This window comes from Gilliamella sp. wkB72, assembly GCF_001693745.1.
GTDB classification, from domain to species: domain Bacteria; phylum Pseudomonadota; class Gammaproteobacteria; order Enterobacterales; family Orbaceae; genus Gilliamella; species Gilliamella apicola_E.
This window is the reverse complement of record NZ_LZEI01000006.1, coordinates 70,782-87,262: the sequence shown is the minus strand read 5'-3', so window position 1 is coordinate 87,262 and position 16,481 is coordinate 70,782. Positions and strand designations below refer to the sequence as shown.

Annotated in this window: 18 protein-coding genes; 14 read left to right on the top strand and 4 right to left on the bottom strand. The window is 38.9% G+C overall.

The window, feature by feature from the left end:
- Nucleotides 1-45: 45 nt before the first annotated feature.
- Together luxS and A9G07_RS01780 are read left to right on the top strand one after the other, a co-directional pair.
- A complete protein-coding gene (gene luxS / locus A9G07_RS01785) occupies nt 46-561 on the top strand; it encodes an S-ribosylhomocysteine lyase (protein WP_065733787.1) in 516 nt (171 codons plus the stop codon).
- A gap of 9 nt (nt 562-570) precedes the next feature.
- Complete coding sequence (locus tag A9G07_RS01780; protein WP_065733786.1) at nt 571-759, top strand: 2-hydroxymuconate tautomerase; 189 nt, start codon at nt 571-573, stop codon at nt 757-759.
- A gap of 75 nt (nt 760-834) precedes the next feature.
- Here the strand turns inward: A9G07_RS01780 and ribA are convergent, their stop codons facing one another.
- Nucleotides 835-1,434, bottom strand: coding sequence for a GTP cyclohydrolase II (gene ribA / locus A9G07_RS01775; RefSeq protein WP_065733785.1), 600 nt, complete (start codon nt 1,432-1,434; stop codon nt 835-837).
- Nucleotides 1,435-1,536: 102 nt separating this feature from the next.
- Here ribA and A9G07_RS01770 point away from each other — a divergent pair, with 102 nt between their 5' ends.
- The 6 genes from A9G07_RS01770 to A9G07_RS01745 all read left to right on the top strand — a co-directional run bounded on the left by A9G07_RS01770 (nt 1,537) and on the right by A9G07_RS01745 (nt 7,198).
- On the top strand, nt 1,537-2,250 hold the full coding sequence (locus A9G07_RS01770; protein ID WP_065733784.1) for a phosphatase PAP2 family protein: 714 nt from the start codon (nt 1,537-1,539) through the stop codon (nt 2,248-2,250).
- A 65-nt stretch (nt 2,251-2,315) separates the two neighbouring features.
- Complete coding sequence (locus A9G07_RS01765) at nt 2,316-2,612, top strand: LapA family protein (RefSeq protein WP_065563404.1); 297 nt, start codon at nt 2,316-2,318, stop codon at nt 2,610-2,612.
- 6 nt (nt 2,613-2,618) lie between these two features.
- On the top strand, nt 2,619-3,797 hold the full coding sequence (gene lapB / locus A9G07_RS01760) for a lipopolysaccharide assembly protein LapB (RefSeq protein WP_065733783.1): 1,179 nt from the start codon (nt 2,619-2,621) through the stop codon (nt 3,795-3,797).
- Between the two features lie 12 nt (nt 3,798-3,809).
- Complete coding sequence (locus tag A9G07_RS01755) at nt 3,810-4,592, top strand: YchF/TatD family DNA exonuclease (protein ID WP_065733782.1); 783 nt, start codon at nt 3,810-3,812, stop codon at nt 4,590-4,592.
- Entirely contained in the window at nt 4,585-5,697 is a 1,113-nt protein-coding gene (locus A9G07_RS01750) for a ribosomal protein uL16 3-hydroxylase (RefSeq protein WP_065563401.1), read from the top strand. Before A9G07_RS01755 ends, A9G07_RS01750 begins: the two co-directional genes overlap by 8 nt.
- A gap of 265 nt (nt 5,698-5,962) precedes the next feature.
- Nucleotides 5,963-7,198, top strand: coding sequence for an MFS transporter (locus A9G07_RS01745; RefSeq protein WP_065733781.1), 1,236 nt, complete (start codon nt 5,963-5,965; stop codon nt 7,196-7,198).
- A 52-nt stretch (nt 7,199-7,250) separates the two neighbouring features.
- Here the strand turns inward: A9G07_RS01745 and A9G07_RS01740 are convergent, their stop codons facing one another.
- The 3 genes from A9G07_RS01740 to A9G07_RS01730 all read right to left on the bottom strand — a co-directional run bounded on the left by A9G07_RS01740 (nt 7,251) and on the right by A9G07_RS01730 (nt 9,394).
- Nucleotides 7,251-8,120, bottom strand: coding sequence for an SDR family oxidoreductase (locus A9G07_RS01740; protein WP_065733780.1), 870 nt, complete (start codon nt 8,118-8,120; stop codon nt 7,251-7,253).
- A 296-nt stretch (nt 8,121-8,416) separates the two neighbouring features.
- The gene (locus A9G07_RS01735; RefSeq protein WP_065733779.1) at nt 8,417-8,923 is read right to left on the bottom strand and encodes a hypothetical protein; all 507 of its coding nucleotides are present in this window, start codon (nt 8,921-8,923) and stop codon (nt 8,417-8,419) included.
- A 27-nt stretch (nt 8,924-8,950) separates the two neighbouring features.
- The gene (locus tag A9G07_RS01730; RefSeq protein WP_065733778.1) at nt 8,951-9,394 is read right to left on the bottom strand and encodes a hypothetical protein; all 444 of its coding nucleotides are present in this window, start codon (nt 9,392-9,394) and stop codon (nt 8,951-8,953) included.
- Between the two features lie 34 nt (nt 9,395-9,428).
- Here A9G07_RS01730 and A9G07_RS01725 point away from each other — a divergent pair, with 34 nt between their 5' ends.
- The 6 genes from A9G07_RS01725 (at nt 9,429) to ilvA (ending at nt 16,325) form a co-directional block, all read left to right on the top strand.
- Nucleotides 9,429-9,671, top strand: a complete 243-nt coding sequence (locus tag A9G07_RS01725) for a hypothetical protein (protein WP_065733777.1) — start codon at nt 9,429-9,431, stop codon at nt 9,669-9,671.
- Nucleotides 9,672-9,843: 172 nt separating this feature from the next.
- Nucleotides 9,844-11,520, top strand: a complete 1,677-nt coding sequence (gene ilvG, locus A9G07_RS01720; protein WP_065733776.1) for an acetolactate synthase 2 catalytic subunit — start codon at nt 9,844-9,846, stop codon at nt 11,518-11,520.
- Nucleotides 11,521-11,523: 3 nt separating this feature from the next.
- Nucleotides 11,524-11,754 (top strand): acetolactate synthase 2 small subunit, encoded by a 231-nt coding sequence (gene ilvM / locus A9G07_RS01715; RefSeq protein WP_065563395.1) that lies wholly within the window; start codon nt 11,524-11,526, stop codon nt 11,752-11,754.
- A 141-nt stretch (nt 11,755-11,895) separates the two neighbouring features.
- Nucleotides 11,896-12,825, top strand: a complete 930-nt coding sequence (locus A9G07_RS01710) for a branched-chain amino acid transaminase (protein ID WP_065733775.1) — start codon at nt 11,896-11,898, stop codon at nt 12,823-12,825.
- Between the two features lie 115 nt (nt 12,826-12,940).
- Nucleotides 12,941-14,791 (top strand): dihydroxy-acid dehydratase, encoded by a 1,851-nt coding sequence (gene ilvD / locus A9G07_RS01705; protein ID WP_065733774.1) that lies wholly within the window; start codon nt 12,941-12,943, stop codon nt 14,789-14,791.
- Nucleotides 14,784-16,325: a threonine ammonia-lyase, biosynthetic gene (ilvA, locus tag A9G07_RS01700; protein ID WP_065733773.1), complete on the top strand. Its 1,542-nt coding sequence runs from the start codon at nt 14,784-14,786 to the stop codon at nt 16,323-16,325. The genes ilvD and ilvA overlap by 8 nt, the downstream gene beginning before the upstream one ends.
- Nucleotides 16,326-16,481 lie beyond the last annotated feature (156 nt).

Here is a 16,481-nt window from a genome sequence, read left to right as displayed (position 1 = left end):
AGCTAATTAATCAAAATAGCTTGATTATAAACTAAGGAGAACATTATGCCTTTATTAGACAGTTTTAAAGTCGATCATACTAAAATGAAAGCACCTTTTGTGCGAATAGCTAAAACCATGGCAACCCCTAAAGGTGATGACATTACCGTGTTTGATCTTCGCTTTACCATTCCTAATAAAGCACTATTACCTGAAAAAGGGATTCATACATTAGAACATCTATTTGCTGGCTTTATGCGCGACCATTTAAACAGTGATAATGTCGAAATTATTGATATATCCCCAATGGGATGCCGTACTGGTTTTTATATGAGCTTAATTGGTAAACCAAACGAATCGTTGGTAGTTGATGCTTGGTTAAAATCCATGCATGATGTGCTAAATGTAAAATCACAATCAGAAATTCCAGAATTAAACGAATATCAATGTGGAACCTACACAATGCACTCATTAGATGAAGCAAAAGCGATTGCTGAAAAAATCATACAATCCGGTATTGGTATTTGCCATAATCAAGACATCGTATTAACTGATGCACAACTTGCTACCATTAATCATTAGGAGATATTTATGCCGAATGTCGTTATCGACTTCTTAGAAGGACGCACCATCGAACAAAAACGTGAAATGGCTAAACGAGTAACAGATGCAATTGTCGAAACACTTAATTGCAAACCTGAAGCAGTACAAATTATCATGCACGAAATCGCTAAAGATCAAATTGCCAACGGTGGAGTGCTTCGTTGCGATAAAGATTAATTAAACGATTAATCGCCCCAAAAAATCAACCTCAATATTAAATATTGAGGTTAAACAATTTAAAATATTAAAAAACTAATGACGATGTAAATGCAACAAATGCCCTAACTTATTGGCTTTGGTTGCTAAATAATGCTCATTATTCGGGTTTTCCCCTACTTCTAAAGGAACGCGCTCGGTAACCTTAATTCCTGCTTGTTCAAGCACTTTAATCTTTTCAGGATTATTGGTTAACAGACGAATTTTTGACACCCCTAACAGCGTCAACATATCGGCACATAAAGTAAAATCACGCTCATCTGCCGCAAACCCTAATTGCTCATTTGCTTCAACCGTGTCTAAACCTTGATCTTGAAGGGCATAGGCTCTGATCTTATTTAATAACCCAATATTACGTCCTTCTTGGCGATGATAAATTAAAATGCCTTTACCTTCTTTAGCGATTTGTTTTAACGCGGCTTCTAACTGAAAACCACAATCACAACGCAAACTAAATAACGCATCACCGGTTAAACACTCTGAATGAACTCGCGTCAAAATTGACGTTTCATCATTGATATCACCAAACACTAATGCCACATGATCCTTACCTGTTGCAATCTCTTCAAAACCAACAATGGTAAAACATCCCCATGGTGTTGGCAGTTTGGCTTGTGCAACATGTTTTAATTGCATTATTATCTCCAAATTTAGTAAACACATAGATAAGATTTTTTAAAAACAAATCGTGCTTCCATGTTAAAATAAATCAAATTTTATGCTTAATTGAGTTTTTAAATGGGGTTAGTAATAAAAAAAACAATAGCGGCATTAGTCTTATTTCTAATTATACCGTTATCTGTAATAGTCGTAAATTGGCATTGGCAACCGTCAGCACTTAATAATTCATCTGAATATTTTTTTTGGGTGACCGAAACAGCAAGTTATCCTTGGGCAATAATCACATCGGGACTATTTTTTCTTCTGTTCTGTCTGCTATTGGCCAATAAAAAAAATATCTCAGTAATATTATTAATTTTAATCAGCGCAATGTTAGGTGGACAAATCATTAAAAGTTTAATCAAACAACAAACAGCTGAATCAAGACCCTATGTTCTATGGTTAGCTAAAGAGTATCATTTTACTGACAAACAATTTTATTCCCAAACAAGAGCTGAACGAAAAGCCAACATAGAACAACTACTGACTAATTCAACTACAATACCACCTTGGTTGTCTAAACATTGGCAACAAGAAACAGGCTATGCTTTTCCATCTGGACATACATTATTTGCAACAACATGGGCTTTTTTAGCAATAACATTACTTAGTTTTAGGCGACATTTTTTAATTGTGACAGCTATTGTGATCTGGTCAACACTGATTGAAACAAGTCGGCTATTATTGGGTATGCATTCGGCTTATGACCTTATATTAGGTGTTGTTCTTGCTTGGTTAATTGCATTAATAAGCTGTTTTTATGCTAGAAAATGGAATATAGTAGTCAGATGATTTTATAAACAAATTTAAAATTTCAAATATTTAGAAATTTTTAATAAAATAAAAAGGTTAAAATTATGAAATTAGTGATATCAATTTTATTGATAATTCTTATTTTCGCCATATCGATAACAATAGGTTCAGCTAATAATCAATTAGTCACCTTCAACTATTTAATTGCTAAAACAGAAGTTAGGTTATCGGTATTACTTGCTATTTTATTTGGTTCAGGCTTTTTAGTTGGTTGGATATTAACTGGGATTTACTTCCTAAAATCAAAATTCCAACACTCATCAACAAAACGTAAACTAAATAAATTACAGAAAAAATATGATGAAAATACGCATCAAAATTTAACCAAATTAGAAAAATAGGTAATTATGTTTGAATTGTTATTTCTATTACTACCCATAGCAGCCGGATACGGCTGGTACATGGGAGATAGAAATGCCAAACAAAAATATTTAAATGAATCTAACCGACTATCTCGAGAATATGTAGATGGTCTAAACTTTCTTTTGTCAAACCAAAAAGATAAGGCTGTTGACCTCTTCCTTGACATGTTAAAAGAAGATGAAGGCACACTTGAAGCCCATCTTACCTTAGGTAACTTATTCCGTTCACGAGGCGAAGTAGACCGCGCAATACGTATTCACCAAGCATTAATGGAAAGCGCCTCATTAACCTTTGAACAAAGACTATTAGCTATTCAACAGCTTGGTCGAGATTACATGGTGGCAGGTTTTTACGATCGTGCAGAAGAGATGTTTTTACAGCTAATCGACGAAGAAGACTTTCAGCAACATGCCCTACAACAACTGCTAGTCATATATCAATCAACTAGCGAATGGAATAACGCAATTAACGCTGCCACCAGACTGGTCAAACTTGGTAATGTAAAATACAAAATCGAAATAGCCCAATTTTATTGTGAGCTTGCTGCCATCGCTATTGCTAATAATGATTTGGATCAAGCTTACACTTTACTAAAAAAATCAGCGGCTGCGGACGCTAATTGTGCACGAACATCATTAATGCTTGGGCGAGTATTTATGGCGCAAGATAAAGCTGAACAAGCAATCGAGTCTTTCCAACAAATATTAAATCAAGATAAAGCATTAATCGGTGAAGCGTTACCATTATTAAAAGCATGTTACGCAAAACTTAATCAACCTCAGTTATTTAAACAATTCCTCGAAATTTGTGTCAAACAAGATACTGGCAATGTTGCCGAATTGATGCTAGCCGACATTGTTGAAAAAGACAATGGACTCGATGCAGCGCAATATTACCTTTATCGTGAATTATTAAAACACCCAAATCTAAAAGGATTCTATCGCTTAATGGATTACCATGTTGCCGATGCTGAACAAGGAAAAGCTAAAGAGAGCTTATTACTACTTCGCAACATGGTTGGTGAACAAATAAAATCAGTTCCCAATTACCGTTGCCAAAAATGTGGATTTACGGTTAACACCCTCTATTGGCTATGTCCGAGCTGTCGCTCATGGTCAACCATAAAACCAGTTCGAGATTTCGAACATCATTCAGATAATTAAAAAGAGTAAAATATGTTTCTAATTGATTCGCACTGTCATCTAGACAGTTTGGACTATACAAACAAATCGATTGATAGCGTATTGCAAGAAGCACAAAACAACGAGGTAAAACATTGCCTAAGCGTGGCAACCACACTTTCAGGCTATGAATCGATGAAAACAATGCTCATGCCATACCAAAAACAGTGCTCATTTTCATGTGGAATTCACCCACTCAATTTGGATGATGAGCCCTACGATGCCGAACGTTTTGCTCGCCTTGCTCAAGAAGACAATGTTATCGCTTTAGGTGAAACAGGTTTGGATTATTACTACCAACAAGATAATATTGAATTGCAACAAGCCAACTTTATTGAACATATAAAATTAGGCAAGCAACTAAAAAAACCGATCATTGTTCACACTCGGAATGCCAAGCAAGACACACTAAAACTCCTAAAAGAAGAGCAAGCTTATTCCGGTGTACTACATTGCTTTACTGAAGATATTGATACGGCCAAAGCCTTATTAGATATTGGCTTTTATATCTCATTTTCTGGCATCATTACCTTTAAAAATGCCGAACCGTTACGAGAAGTAGCAAGATATGTTCCATTAGATCGCATATTGATTGAAACTGATTCGCCTTATTTAGCCCCCGTTCCTTATCGCGGGAAAGAAAACCAACCCGCTTATGTTCGGGAAGTGGCTAATTACTTGGCGGCATTAAAAGGCGTATCTCTAGAAACAATTGCAAAACAAACAACCACTAACTTTTGTCAATTATTTAATTTACAAGGGGCATTCAATGAGTAACAAATTAACTATCGATTGGGATGATTTTTTAACCAATTATTGGCAAAAAAAGCCGGTCATCTTGCGTGATGCTTTTAGCAACTTTATCGACCCAATCACCCCAGAAGAACTAGCTGGCCTTGCCATGGAAGAAGAAATTGAAAGCCGAATCGTTACCAACAAAAACGGCATATGGGACGCCGCCTACGGTCCATTTATCGATTATAGTCACCTAGGTCAAGACCATTGGAGCCTCCTTGTACAAGCAGTTGACCATTGGCATGAACAAGCAGCCACATTAGTTGAACCATTCAAATGTATTCCTCAATGGCAATTTGAAGACCTAATGATCTCCTATGCCACACAAGGTGCAGGCGTTGGACCTCATATTGATAATTATGATGTCTTTATTATCCAAGGCAAAGGTTGCCGTCGTTGGCAGGTTGGTGATCGTAATCCTAATTACAAACAGTTCAGTGCTCACAAAGCGCTACTGCATGTAGAAGATTATGAGCCAATTATTGATGAAGAAATCACTGCGGGTGATATTTTATATATTCCAATTGGCTTTCCACATAATGGTGTATCAATTGGAGAATCGCTCAGTTACTCCGTAGGATTTAGAACTCAAACGTCACAAGAACTACTCAGTGGTTTTGCTGATTATGTGATTGATAACTTACCCAATGGCATCTTCTATCAAGACCCAGACTTAAAATTACCAAATGATCCTTATCGAATCCAACCATATGAATTAGAAAAACTGCAAGGACAAATGATCGACCTGATTAAAAACCCTGACTTATTCAACGACTGGTTTGGTAAACACATCACTATTCCTATGCATGATCTCAACATCATTCCGGTTGATCCCTCATATGAGCTAGATGAATTTGAAGAAATCCTAAAATCTGGTGCTGAACTCTATCGTGTACCAAGTATACGTATTGTAAAAATAGAGGATACGGCTTATATCAACGGTAAAAAAATACCATTACCAATGGAAACCATCGATCTATTATGTGAAACCGATGTTCTTTACTACGAACAATTACAAGATGAACAAACCCTAAATGTCATGTTGAAATTTGTTAATCTTGGTTACTGGTATTTTGACGAAGAATAAATTTCACTCAAAAGCTATTGACTAAAAAAGTCATCGTAAAGACTAAAAAGTGGTGAAATTATCGACTCATTTGTCTAAAAAATTAGATATTTATAAGAATGAGTCGAATAATTTCACCAAAATAAAAATAAACAAAATAAAACCCACGAATTTCGGCTTTTCATTTGGATTTTTATCATTTTTAAGTATATACTTGCCCCCGTTTTAAATTCCCGCCTTCATTTAATAATAAATGCTTATCCACTATAAATAACTTGAGGTAAACATGAACACTAACGTAAACCAGACCGAGCAAGCTGAAAGTGAACAAACTACCCCCTATCAAAAACGTACCCTATTTGCATCTACAGTAGGTTATGCACTCGATGGCTTAGATATGATGATTTTAGGTGTCTGTTTTAGCCTAATTGCCGTCACCTTCAACCTAACTAAAGCTGACCTTGGCACCTTGACGTCAGGCACATTATTAGGGGCCGTATTAGGCGGAATCTTTTTTGGTATCCTTGCTGATAAATATGGACGAGTCAGAGTATTTTCATGGACAATCCTAATCTTCTCATTATTCACCGGTCTTTGTGCTATCTCACCTAATTATGAATGCTTCCTCATTTTTCGTTTTCTAAGTGGACTGGGGCTTGGTGGTGAATTTGGTATCGGCATGACGCTAGTTTCGGAAAGCTGGCCAAAGCACAAGCGCTCAAGGGCAACCTCAATTGTCGCACTAGGCTTCCAAGCCGGTATCATCCTTGCAACACTAACTGTCAATTTTATTGGTGAAGCACACGGATGGCGCTGGGCATTTGCGATGGGAGTATTACCAGCGCTATTTGTTGCTTGGACGCGTAAAGGCCTTAAAGAGCCTGAAATCTGGCAAAATCTAAAAGACCAAAATAAAAACAAAATTGCCATAGGCAAACTATTTAAAAACCCGAGAATCACTGCAACAACTATCGGATTAACCATTGCCTGTGCAGTACAAAATTTTGGCTTTTATGGCATAATGGTTTGGATGCCAAACATGATCGCTTCTGAATATCACTTACCTTTCAAAAATACCATGTTTTGGACTATCTCAACCACGATTGGCATGTCATTAGGGATCTTAATTTTTGGTTGGTTATGTGACAAATTTGGGCGCCGACCTTCATACATCGTATTCTTATTGGTTTCAGCCGTATCAATCTGGTTCTACTTCCAACAAAAAGAGGTTGCCATTTTAATTCTCTTTGGCTCAGTGATTGGCTTTTTCGTAAACGGTATGATGGGTGGATATGGTGCATTACTAGCTGAACACTACACAACTGATGCGCGATCGAGTGCTGAAAACATTATATTTAATGTCGGTCGAGGAATTGCTGGCGTATCGCAAGTATTGATCGCTTACTTAGCAACCATCTACTCAATCAGCTATGCATTAGCATTACTGTCAGGCGCTTACCTATTATCTGCAGCAGCCTTTATATTCTTAATTCCAGAAACCAAAGGCAAAGTATTAGAATAGCGAGATAAAAAAAGGGCTTAAAAAGCCCTTTCTAAATCATGTTTACCTCAAATTAATTAATATGCATACCGCCAGTAACACCATAAACTTCACCAGTGGTATAGCTTGACTCTTCCGATGCCAAATGCACATAAACACCCGCAAGTTCAACCGGTTGTCCTGCACGTTGTAATGGTGTCTGTTTACCAAATTCAGGAATCGCCTCACTTGGCTGACCACCACAAATTTGTAATGGCGTCCAAACCGGACCAGGTGCCACACTATTTACCCGAATGCCTTTACTACCTAATTGAGCAGATAAGCCACGAGTAAATGCAATAATCGCCGTCTTGGTTGAAGCATAATCCAACAAATTACCACTTGGTTGATAAGCTTGTACAGAAGAAGTAGTAATAATCGTTGAGCCAGATTTTAAATAACCTAATGCTGCTTTGGTTACCCAAAATAGTGAAAAGACATTAATTTCAAACGTTTTTTTGATTTGCTCAGTAGACAAATGCATAATATCTTCTACCGCAGTTTGCTTACCAGCCACCAAGGTTAAATTATCAAGTCCACCTAATTTTTTATGTGCTTCTTCAACTAATTTTTTACAAAATGACTCATCGCTTAAATCACCAGGAATAAGCACAGCCTTTCGACCCGCAGATTCAATGATTTTAGCCACATCTTCCGCATCTTTTTGTTCTGCTGGTAAATAATTAATTGCAACATCCGCACCTTCTCGTGCATACGCAATAGCTGCAGCACGTCCAATACCTGAATCACCACCGGTCACCAACATTTTTAGGCCTTCTAAACGTTGATGACCTTGATAACTCTCCTCACCACAATCGGGCACTGGTTTCATCTCACATTGTAAACCAGGGGGATTTTGTTTTTGTTTAGGAAATTTTTCATGATAATATTTATGCTTACTCATATAATATTCTCCTAAGTTAAACATGCATTTAAATTCAAATTTAACATAATAGAATCAATTAATAATCACAAAATCCTATTGTCGAGTATATTTTATATCTTTAAAATACTTAATTAATTCAATTAATTATACTGTGAAAAATAAAAATCATTGATAACGAGAAAAATAACTTACTTGGATGGTTTAGCGAGGACAAAAACAACAAATGCTAAAACCATTATGGGTGAAAAATTAAACACCAAACACAGTGTAACAAATAAATATACATTAAGCTAGTAATGCAGAATTAATGATAGCTATTTTTTGAAAGAACAATCAGTCGTAACATCCACAATAAGAATCCTTTTACCATCAATGTAATACGTATATTTAGCCCCCTCATTAAAATATTTCTTCATTTTACGTATTTGAGGTGAATCGGAACAATAAGATTCAACAATTGCCTTTTTAACCAATTCCCTATTATCGGGTAAAAGAAATTCGTCTGGAGTGATCCCATTAATTTCATATTGATAAACGACAACATTACCTTCAGCGTTAACATCGGATAAAGTTGTGTATTCATCTAAAGTGATGGGTAAGATTTTTTTAACTACGCTGATGGCTGCCTCTCTATAATAATCGGACTCATCAGTCTTATTATCGAAATCTAGGTCCTTTTTATCAGGATATTCATCGATGAGTTGTATTAATCTTTGGGTTTTTTCAGTACCAATAGTGTCCACAAGCTTATCAATCCCATCATTGCTATACTGTGAATACTCAAAACATAATTGCAGCAATAAAAAAATAATTTTTATCATTCTTTACTCATCCATAACCAATAGAAGCTATTGCCGACTACCTTTTGTCTGACAATCGGCTGGCGTTAATTCAACCACAACAATCTCTTTATTATCAATAAAATAATGATAGTATGCCCCATCCGGGAACGCCGTTTTCAATTGTTGCATATCCTCCGTATTTTCACAATAAGCAGTAAAAAGTGCTTGGCGAATCGTATCAAGCGTACTGGGTAACAACATCGTATGCTCTGGCGTATTTTTAACATCATATTGATAATTGATGATATTACGATCCTTATCCTTCTCAACGCCAACCAAAGTCGTTAACTCATCAACCTCAATAGGTAAGGCTTTTTTCATCGGCTCAATCATCGAATTTTGTATTGCTGCAAGGGAATCATTTTCAACTGGGGTATTTTTTTTAGCATTATCACAACTTAACAGCAAAAAACTCACTACAAAAAACGCTAGCAATTTAAATATTTTCATAATGATATCTCACATAACGTAATAAATAGTAATTATGAATAAAGAGTTAAAAAATGCTCAAAGCAATTTAGGGAAGATGAAGAATAGTTATACACCAACCTTCATTAAAAAGCCAAAACAATCCTATCTAAATCATCAAAAACCCCACTCCTCAACTTTTTTTAACGAACATATAAATGAATTGATGATGCTTTTAAAAAAAACAACAAAAAAATTGTTGCACTTTTTTTTAAAACGAGTATTTTGGATAAATATTTTTAAAAAATTAACGAAATAATTACAAATGAACTTTTCACTCATCGTCGTCCTCATTAACATTAGCGTGGTCATTATTCCAACGCGGGGGCGTCTTTTGAGTTAAATATATGGTCATCATATTTCAAAACCCCCGCCACAAAAAAGCGGGGGTTTTTTTTTGAACAAATGGCTAAGCAAAAAGTGAGGAATGAATGTTAGGAACACAGTGGATTGTAAAAACCTTAAAAGAAAAAGGCATTACTACCGTTTTTGGATATCCTGGTGGTCAAATTATGCCTCTATACGATGCGCTTTATGATGGCGGAATTGAACACGTACTTTGCCGTCACGAACAAGGCGCAGCCATGGCAGCCATTGGTTATGCCCGTGCCACCGGCAAAATTGGCGTTTGCATTGCCACATCAGGCCCCGGTGCAACCAATATAATTACCGGCCTTGCCGATGCATTAATTGATTCTGTACCAATTATCGCACTAACCGGCCAAGTTCCAACGACACTTATAGGCACTGATGCCTTCCAAGAAGTTGACGTTTTAGGATTATCTTTAGCGTGCACCAAACATAGTTATTTAATAGATGATGCCACCCAATTGCCAAATACCTTACAAGAGGCCTTCAACTTAGCCAATTCGGGCAGGCCGGGACCAATATTAATTGACATCCCGAAAGATATCCAGCTTGCCGACCATGATTACCAAACCTATTTAACGCCAACATCCATAAAAACGCCTTCTGATAATGCTCAACTCTACCCAATCTCACCTGATGAGATAAAACAAGCCAAACAAATGATTAGCCAAGCCAAAAAACCGATGCTCTATATTGGTGGCGGTGTTGGGCTTTCTGGTGCTATCAATGAACTACGCGAATTTATGACGCTAACCCAAATCCCTAGCGTATCGACCTTAAAAGGGCTTGGCGTTGCTGACCTTAACAACCCTTATTACTTAGGACTTATCGGGATGCACGGCGCCAAAGCGGCTAACTTAGCCGTACAAGAGTGTGACTTACTGATCGCTTTAGGGGTTAGATTTGACGACCGCGTTACTGGCAAACTTAACGAATTTGCTAAACATGCAAAAGTGATCCATGTCGATATTGATCAGTCCGAAATCAACAAACTACGCCAAACCCATTTAGGTTTACAAGGTGATATTAAACACGTATTACCGATGCTTAACCAAACGGTCTCAATTGATGACTGGCATAACAAAATAAAACAACTGAAAGCCCAGCATCCAACACGTTATGATCATCCGGGTGACGCCATTTATGCACCAGCACTGCTCAAACGCATTTCTGAGCGCAAACCAGCTAACACCGTCATCACCACCGACGTAGGTCAGCACCAAATGTGGACAGCGCAACACATGTCCTTTACCCACCCACAAAACTTTATTACCTCAAGTGGGCTTGGCACTATGGGCTTTGGATTACCAGCGGCAGTTGGCGCACAAATGTCTAGACCAAACGACATGGTAATTTGCGTATCGGGTGACGGCTCATTCATGATGAATGTACAAGAATTAACAACGATTAAACGCAAAAAATTACCCGTTAAAATCGTTCTTATTGATAACCAACGCCTAGGCATGGTAAGGCAATGGCAAGAGCTATTTTTTAATGAAAGATATAGCGAAACCAACTTATCAGATAACCCCGACTTTTTAATGCTAACCAAAGCCTTTGATATACCAGGGCAAACCATCAGCAAAAAATCGGAAATCGAAGGCGCACTCGATAACCTATTCAATTCGAAAGGTGCTTATCTACTGCACGTATGTATCGATGAGCTAGAAAACGTATGGCCACTGGTACCACCGGGCGCGGCAAACGAAAACATGTTAGATAAAAGTAACAAGGAGTAAGTGATGAATCAAAAAGCGACACATCAATTTACCATAACTGCCAATGATAAATTGGGTTCACTTGAACGCATATTACGCGTTGTTCGCCACCGTGGAGGCCATATCGAACAGATGCAAATGCAATCAATTGACAATCAATTATTCACCTTGACACTGACATTAACAACCGAACGAACGCTATCGTCACTGCAAAACCAAATTACCAAATTGGAGGATGTGATAACGGTAGCGTAGTAAAGAACAAATAGATTCTTTTGTAAAAAAGACAAATTAAATTAATAAACTATAGCAGTTAAACAAAGTTATGTATAATGCACAAATTAATAAAAGCAAAATACATGCTTAATAAAAGTAAATTTAAGAGGAAAACAAAAAATGGGTACTACAGCAAAATCTGATTATATTTGGCTAAATGGCGAAATGGTTCCATGGGCTGATGCAAAAATACACGTAATGTCACACGCCCTACACTATGGAACTTCAGTATTTGAAGGTGTTCGTTGTTATGAAACTCACAACGGCCCAGCAATTTTTCGCCATAAAGAACACGCACAACGCTTACTAAACTCAGCCAAAATTTATCGTTTTCCTGTCCCTTATTCTCTTGAAGAGATCATGGAAGCAACTCGCCAAGTCATCAAAAAAAATAACCTAAAAAGTGCATACATTCGCCCATTAGTCTTTATTGGTGATGTGGGTATGGGCGTCATTCCTCCTGCTGGTTACAAAACTGATGTTATGATTGCAGCATTCCCATGGGGAGCCTACCTTGGTGAAGATGCGTTAGAACAAGGTATTGACGCAATGGTATCATCATGGAACCGTTTTGCACCAAACACTATCCCAGCAGCAGCTAAAGCGGGTGGTAACTACTTATCATCACTTCTTATCGGATCAGAAGCGCGAGCTAATGGCTTCCAAGAAGGCATCGCATTAGACGTAAACGGTCAGCTTTCTGAAGGTTCTGGCGAAAACTTATTTATCGTCAAAGATGGCATATTATTTACCCCATTACTATCATCATCAGCACTACCAGGCATCACACGTGATGCAATCATCAAGCTTGCACATGATCTAGGCATTGAAGTACGTGAACAAACTCTATCACGTGAATCACTCTATCTAGCTGATGAAGTATTTATGACTGGTACCGCTGCCGAAATCACACCAGTACGTAGTGTTGACCGAATCCAAGTTGGTATTGGTCGTTGTGGCCCAATCACGAAGAAAATCCAACAAACATTCTTCGGATTATTCAATGGCAAAACTGAAGACAAATACGGTTGGTTAGATCCAATTAAATAAAATAAATACACCGCAGCAAAAACTGCGGTGTCGTCATTATTTAACGATTTATTAATCATAGAAATACGTACCGAAAGAAATCGGTCGCTTGCATAAAAAAAATTGGGAGCAACAAATGCCTAGATATCGTTCAGCAACCTCGGTTGAAGGTCGCAACATGGCGGGCGCCCGCGCTTTATGGCGTGCAACAGGCGTAAAAAATGAAGACTTTGGTAAACCCATTATCGCGGTGGTTAACTCATTCACACAATTTGTACCGGGTCATGTTCACTTAAAAGATATTGGCCAACTGGTAGCAAAAGAAATTGAAGCATGTGGTGGCATTGCCAAAGAATTTAACACAATTGCTGTCGATGACGGTATCGCCATGGGGCATGGCGGTATGCTTTACTCACTACCCTCACGAGAACTAATTGCCGATTCCGTTGAATACATGGTTAACGCTCATTGCGCCGATGCCATGATCTGCATATCAAACTGTGACAAAATCACCCCCGGCATGTTAATGGCGTCACTACGTCTAAACATCCCAACTATATTTGTATCAGGCGGACCGATGGAAGCGGGTAAAACCAAACTATCTGACAAAATCATCAAACTCGACTTGGTTGATGCCATGATCCAAAGTGCCAATCCAAATGTTAGTGATGCTGATAGTGAAGCAATTGAACAATCGGCTTGTCCAACTTGCGGATCATGCTCAGGCATGTTTACTGCGAACTCAATGAACTGCTTAACCGAAGCATTAGGTTTATCATTGCCGGGGAATGGTTCACTGGTTGCGACACACAAACAACGTGAAAAACTCTTCTTAAATGCCGCTAAACGCATTGTTGAAATCACCAAAAGTTATTACGAACAGGATGATGATTCGTACTTACCGAGATCAATAGCCACCAAAGCGGCCTACGAAAATGCCATGTCGCTCGATATTGCCATGGGGGGGTCAACCAATACCGTATTACACTTACTTGCCACTGCACAAGAAGGTGAAATCGACTTCACCATGTCAGACATTGACCGACTATCACGCAAAGTCCCTCACCTATGTAAAGTAGCGCCGAGTACTGCTATTTATCATATGGAAGATGTGCATCGCGCTGGTGGGGTTGTCTCAATATTATCAGAGCTGGACAAAGCCGGATTACTTAACCGCAATGTCCACAACGTGCTTGGTCTAAACTTACAAGAAACGTTTGCAAAATACGACATCACCCAAACCACTGACGAAGAAGTCAAAAAAATGTATCGCAGTGGTCCGGCAGGTATTCGCACTACCAAAGCTTTCTCACAAGATTGTTACTGGGATACGCTTGATGACGATCGCCAAAATGGCTGTATCCGCGACAAAGCACATGCCTATAGCCAAGATGGCGGACTAGCAACCCTATACGGTAACGTAGCCGAAGACGGCGCAATCGTAAAAACGGCAAGTGTTGCTGCTGAAAACTTAGTCTTCCGTGGCCCAGCTAAAGTCTATGAAAGCCAAGAAGATGCGGTTGATGCAATCTTAGGTGGACGAGTCGTTGAAGGTGATGTAGTCGTCATCATCTATGAAGGACCAAAAGGTGGACCAGGGATGCAAGAGATGCTCTACCCAACCAGCTACCTAAAATCAATGGGTCTTGGCAAAGCTTGTGCATTAATTACCGATGGTCGATTCTCTGGTGGTTCATCAGGCTTATCCATTGGTCACATATCGCCAGAAGCCGCCAACGGTGGCGTGATTGGTTTAGTTCGAGATGGTGATATTGTTGATATTGATATCCCAAATCGAAAATTAAACATCCTCGTACCTGAAGATGAATTAGAACGTCGTCGCGTAGCTGAACTTACTCGCGGTGATAAAGCCTTTACACCTCATAATCGTAACCGTTATGTCTCATACGCACTAAAAGCTTATGCAAGCTTAGCAACCAGTGCTGACAAAGGTGCGGTGCGTGATAAAAGTAAATTAGGTGGTTAACGTGAATAATAACAAACTAACCGGCGCTGATTATCTAAAAGCCACGCTATGTAGTGCGGTATACGATGTCGCTCAAGTGACACCACTAGAACATATGGAAAAACTCTCCTCTCGCCTAAAAAACCAAGTGTTTGTTAAGCGAGAAGATCGCCAACTCGTTCACAGCTTCAAAATACGGGGCGCGCAAGCCATGATTGCCAGCCTAACGCCGGAAGAACGTAAATGTGGCGTAATTGCTGCATCAGCCGGCAACCATGCGCAAGGTGTCGCGTTTTCAGCTACAAAATTAGGCATCAATTCCCTCATTGTCATGCCATTAACAACAGCAGATATCAAAGTCGAAGCGGTAAAAGGATTTGGTGGAGAAGTGCTACTTTATGGAGCCAACTTTGATGAAGCCAAAGCCAAAGCGATGGAATTAGCCAAAGAACAAAACCGTATATTTATTCCCCCTTTCGACCATCCCCTTGTCATAGCAGGGCAAGGCAGTATCGCCATGGAACTACTGCAACAAAATGCCAAACTTGACCGCATCTTTGTCCCAGTTGGGGGTGGAGGGCTTGCAGCCGGTATTGCCGTATTAATCAAACAAATCATGCCATCAATTAAAGTCATTGCGGTTGAACCTGAAGACGATGCTTGCCTAAAAGCAGCACTCATTGCTGGTCATCCCGTTGACCTTGATCGCGTGGGCTTATTTGCTGAAGGCGTCGCAGTTAAACGAATTGGTGACGAAACATTTAGACTTTGTCAGCAATATATCGACGACATAATCACTGTCGATAGTGACGAAATTTGTGCCGCCGTTAAAGATCTATTTGACGATGTGCGCGCTATTGCTGAACCGTCTGGCGCGGTGGCGTTAGCGGGAATGAAAAAATATGTTGAACAAAACAACATCTGTGGCGAAAACTTAGCCCATATTCTATCCGGCGCTAACTTAAACTTCCACAACCTACGCTACGTATCAGAACGTTGCGAGCTAGGCGAAAAACGCGAAGTCCTGTTAGCGGTCACGATTCCAGAACAAAAAGGCAGCTTCCTCAAATTCTGCCAACTGCTCGGTGGTCGTGCTGTGACCGAATTCAACTACCGCTATCATGACGACCAATCAGCTTGCGTGTTTGTTGGCGTTAAAATTGCCAAAAGCAACGAAAAAGACGAAATCATGCAAGAACTGACCGCAGCCGGTTATCAAGTTGTTGATCTAACCGATGACGAAATGGCAAAACTGCATATCCGTTACATGATTGGAGGCAAACCGTGCCAACCGATTAATGAACAAGTCTACAGCTTTGAATTCCCTGAATCACAAGGCGCACTACTCAAATTCTTACAAACCTTGGGTACCAATTGGAATATCTCAATGTTCCATTACCGTAGCCACGGCACCGATTATGGTCGCGTGCTAGCCGCCTTTGAAATCGACAACGCCAGCCATAGCACCTTTACCAAACATTTAACTGAATTGGATTACGGTTTTAATAACGAAACAGAAAATCCTTCACTTAAACTATTCTTAACCGGTAAATAATTCAACCGCCCCCAATCAGGGGCGGATTTTGTCTCAACACATTATTGATTAACGATTAACTAATTATTAACCATGCTATTTTAGTATTGATAAAAAGATTAGATTAATTTTAGCCATATCAATAAAAACCCCGCTCCTCAACTTTTTTCTTTAATA